The organism is Thiolapillus sp., from assembly GCF_048562965.1.
GTDB lineage: Bacteria > Pseudomonadota > Gammaproteobacteria > Chromatiales > Chromatiaceae > Thiolapillus > Thiolapillus brandeum_A.
Genome location: NZ_JBHNMF010000282.1, coordinates 1 through 4391 on the forward strand (window position 1 = coordinate 1; position 4391 = coordinate 4391).

Genomic DNA, 4391 nt, shown 5'->3' on the forward strand with positions numbered 1-4391 from the left:
CAGCCAGTCCCTTTTTCGCCCGGAAGTGGTCTTGTAACGCTGGTGTGAGATAAAAGCGTCCGCCTCTTTCAGGACAGCAGCGCCTTTCTTTCCACGAAGATCGGCAGGTTGTCCACTGGTAAACAGCGGTGGAATTCCCCAGAAAGGAAGCAGCTCAAAGAATCGCTCGGTGAAATCTGCCAGGCTGTAGAAGTCACCTCCAGCAATAACCTGACGTTCGAGAAAATCCGCCAGCTTGTGCAAACGTAAGGGCCGCACTTGGAACAACTGCTGAAGCACCATATCGAATAGCTCTAGCTCTCCGTCAACCGCGTTGAGATCTAAGCGCTTGTTGATACGCTTTATCCAAGGGACAAAGCTCTCACCCATCTCGTACCAAATTCGCGCCTCATCAACACGATGAAAATCCGTCAAACCACCTTGGTCAGAGGCATGGTTTAGCCCCACGAGGACAACGACTAATCCATCTACCCCCTCATAATCTTGGATAGTACGGTTACGGTACCAGGTAAGACGATCCTCCTCATCGATCCAATCACGTTCACCATTTGGCCCTATGGCGCCTAGCACTGCCATCTTCTGGTGCAGTTGAGCCTCCGCATCGGGATCTCGACACCACTCACGCCACAACCCTGTGGCAACACGAAAGCAACATTTAATGTTCTGTTTCTGCAGCCAGGATAGACGGTGGTCATCCAACGCCTTAAACAACGCAAAAACGCTCTCAGGGTCCAGGCTCTGAACGATAAATCGCGCCTCCCTAGGCCCATCTGATATCTTTAGTACATGATCCCATTCACCTTTCAGGTATTCGATCAGTGACTCAATATAGAGATTCATGGCTGCGGCTCCTTGCTGCCCGGATTGTGGACAATTGAAACTGCGTCGGATAGCTCCACGAGGAATCCGCCCTGTTGTAGAGCCTCCTCCACCCAAGACGTATCCGCCGCTACCGCGTAGTCCCTCGTGACAGATTCGCTGCCATTCCAACCCAGAGCAACCACTAGTTGCTTGTCACCCAAAGCGATACCGTAATGGGCGAAAACCCGCGCGTAGAACTCCGTCAGGCGCACTCGCTCACCAGGCTCGACTAAGGCTGCAACCAGGAAACGTAAAAGCTGCGGAGGCAAAACAAACCGTTGCCCCTTGCCAGTACGAGGAACAACCAACCCAAGCTCTTTGGCGATTTTTCGGAATATTTGAAAACCATGTTTATCGGCCTCAGTGAGCTTTTCTGAGGAGTTCGCTACTTTTCTCAGTACCCGATACAACATTTCTTCGATACGTTCGAAGGAATTCTGGGCAAGCTTTCTAACTGCGGAACCACTCTTTGCATTGGGGTCAGCAACAATCCAAGAATACCCCCCAATAAACCCATCTGCGTGGTTACTGGGATCGTCAATTCGTTGAGCTTGAAAGCAGAGACTGCGCAGAACCTGCATGCAGGTAAGTATCTGCAACAGATCAATCTTTTCCAGAGATCCAAGCGTTGACCGATATATGTTGTTTAGTTCACTGGCAAACAAAAATGCTTCAGGAACGCTTGCAGCAGGAACCCAACCCAGTGGCGCGCGCTTGTCTTGATCGTAAAGACGATAGGAGGTCAGCGCTTCTTCAATAAAATGTGCTAATTCGCTGATCGAGCCAACGGCATCTTCAAGAATAGATCGAAGTCCAATCTCAATGCCTTCTCTAAGTTCGACCAAATCACATTGCGCAAGATACTCATAATTTGCACTAGAACGTATGGCGTCAACAGCCGTATGTCCTTCACTAGAAAATAGATGGGCTAATTGAAGAAACAGTAACTCCCCTCCTCGGGCCATAAAATTGTGTCGATCCATTGCGAAATATTTCTTTGCATCATCCCAATGTTGAAGATCGGCATCTTTTACAGCCTTGGAGTGCAACCAATCCACCTCTCTTGCCAACAAGGTAGGTGAGGCAGGTAAAAAGCTATGGGTGACCCAGGTTCTATTCTTTGCCACTCCAACAAAGCCAGCAAAGAGACTCTGAAGCAATCGGACCGCTTCATCTTTTTCTTCACTGGAACCTGATACGCGGGCCTTGATGTCCTCCAAAGCCTGCCGATAGGCTTTCTGATGAACCGGGTGGCGCGTTTCAAGCTTAGAGGAAGGAAAAAAGGCAAATAACTTGAGTGCTATCCGATCATCCGGCCAGTAGCATGGAGGATCATCACCAGTCTCGAGCCTCAAGCTATAGGCGCCATTTCGGTGTCCGCCCTTTGGCGACACGAAAACCAGTAAAAACTCGGCCAGATATTCCACCGGAGTCTGGTCTTTATAAAAGCGCCGACCATAGAGCCGAATAGCTGGATTGGTCTGATCCGCCGGAATGCCACGCTCACTGGTTGATGGAAATCGATCCAACAGGATATCCTGGTCTGTACTCATTTTCTCCTGCTCCGCCATTAGCCTTGCTCTAAGATGTTTTGGTCTTGATCCAGCAAGAATCGATGCAGATGGACCTCGCCATCAATGCCCGCGCGGAGCAATTCGATCTCATCCTTGCGACGCCTCCTATCCTCGGTTACTTTCAGCAACTCAGCCCGAAACCAATCCAACTGCGCCTGATGGATGGGTGACAGGGCGTTGCCCAACTCGCCGGCATCGCGGCGACGAATGTAATCCAGCAACGGCAGTGTCAGATCAAGCCTGGCCCGTCCCCTATCGAAACTCAATACCGGCACTCGCCGATCTGAATCAAAATCCAGATCAAAGTCCCTAAACGGCAAGGTTTCTATGACCAGTTGGGTGGGCTGCACCACGCCCAAATCTGAACGGCGCAGGGTCAAATAGAGTGTGTCATGCCTCGAAAATAGACTGGCACTAAATCCGGAGAATACTTCCAACAGAACCCGCAAACAGGACGTGCACAAGCGATTGGCATCCGGGCGGGATAGTGTCAGCTTTTCAGCCTTCTGCCAGTGGTCGAATTCTCGGAGACTAGGTGAATGCAAAAAGGCATCAAGAAACACGGCTGCAGGCTTGTCCTTATCCTGTGCCACGTTTCCGAATAGATAGGCCATGCGCCGCAAAGCAAAACGCCAACGTACGCCAGCCGACTCAGCTGCTCGCTGCCGCCAATGACTGCCAAGCCCATCCAGCCATGCTGGCAAGACAGCCCAACCAATACCGGCCTCGGATGGGAGTCTGCACTCAAAGTTCACTCCAATCGGCGCGCCAAAGGTCGCCCGCCGTACTAACGTCACAGCATGCAAACCTTCAGCCTGGGGCCATGGCTTGCCAGCGCGATAACCAAAAAAGCCCTCACTGAACAGGATACGCTCCAGCCCGGTGATCCCTTGCTCCTGTCCCTCTGCCGTGGATGCGGTCACTTGTTGCTGCGCCTCAGCACAACTCATACCACCAGTAAGACCAAAGGCCAACTGGGCAACAATCTGGCGTAGTGTCAGGCGTTGCTCATATGCACTGAGACGTTGATAAATCCAGCGTACCCGCTCCTCTACTATAGACCCGGCATCAAGTACGGCCTTGCGGTTTAGTTGCAGTGGGCAAGCTTGCTCGGCGCTGCAACCATCACATTGCTTCCACGCTTCATGTTCTACCAGTTTTGTCAGGATCTTGGCGCCAAGTGCAACGTTGTCCAGGCGAGTGAGATTGATGATCACCAACTCTTTGCCAAAACCTTCCAACCTATGCCTGTCCAGAGGACCATCGCCAAGCGACTGATCCAACTGCTTGAGAATCACACTCTCGATATCTTGTCCGAAGCCCGCCTCCTTCGCGTAGCCTGCTAGGCTGTTAAGTAAAGGACCAGTGTTACTGACAATTAACCAACTTCCAGACTCGGCGAATGCCTGGCCTAACCACTGTTGTCGGCGCTCGGCACTCAGCTCGCTCATGTCCTTAACGATGGTGATTGGTCCGTTAGGCCCTTTGATATCCTCACGCACACCGAGGGGATCTTTAAGAGGTGCGCTTGCGGGCAAAGCTCGCAGTTTTTTTAACACGTCCAACGCAACCGTAGACTTGCCGTCTCCAGCATGTCCTGTCAGCACTACAACCCGTTGCCCATTGTCAGTCAGCACTTTTACTAACCGACCGATTAACGGGAACGGCTCATAGAGATCACCGAAATAGGGGCTCAGTGCTTGTGATTCCGCTAATGCGTTAGCACCACTAGCACCGAGATTGTGCAATGAGTTCAAATAAGTAATGAACCCATTCTGTTGAATCTCCATTCTCCCTCACACGTTCACGTTGAATTTAAAACCATCTGTATTAGAGTTACTAGAGTTTAGAGTAAGCAACATTGTTCCACCGTATATTTTCGGGTGAAATAAAGTTGCTATTTTGTTCATACTGCCCGTTAGAGCTTGTTCTATACGCTGATTGCTGCATCCTGCT

Annotated in this window: 3 protein-coding genes; all 3 read right to left on the minus strand. The window is 50.9% G+C overall.

What is annotated here, in order from left to right; translation table 11 throughout:
* Nucleotides 1–840: hypothetical protein (locus ACOCD2_RS13225; protein ID WP_419625729.1), on the minus strand; the 840-nt coding region annotated here is incomplete at its 3' end.
* Nucleotides 837–2414 (minus strand): hypothetical protein, encoded by a 1578-nt coding sequence (locus ACOCD2_RS13230; protein ID WP_293652458.1) that lies wholly within the window; start codon nt 2412–2414, stop codon nt 837–839. The genes ACOCD2_RS13230 and ACOCD2_RS13225, both read right to left, overlap by 4 nt.
* A gap of 17 nt (nt 2415–2431) precedes the next feature.
* Complete coding sequence (locus ACOCD2_RS13235; RefSeq protein WP_293652459.1) at nt 2432–4225, minus strand: hypothetical protein; 1794 nt, start codon at nt 4223–4225, stop codon at nt 2432–2434.
* Nucleotides 4226–4391: the final 166 nt, after the last annotated feature.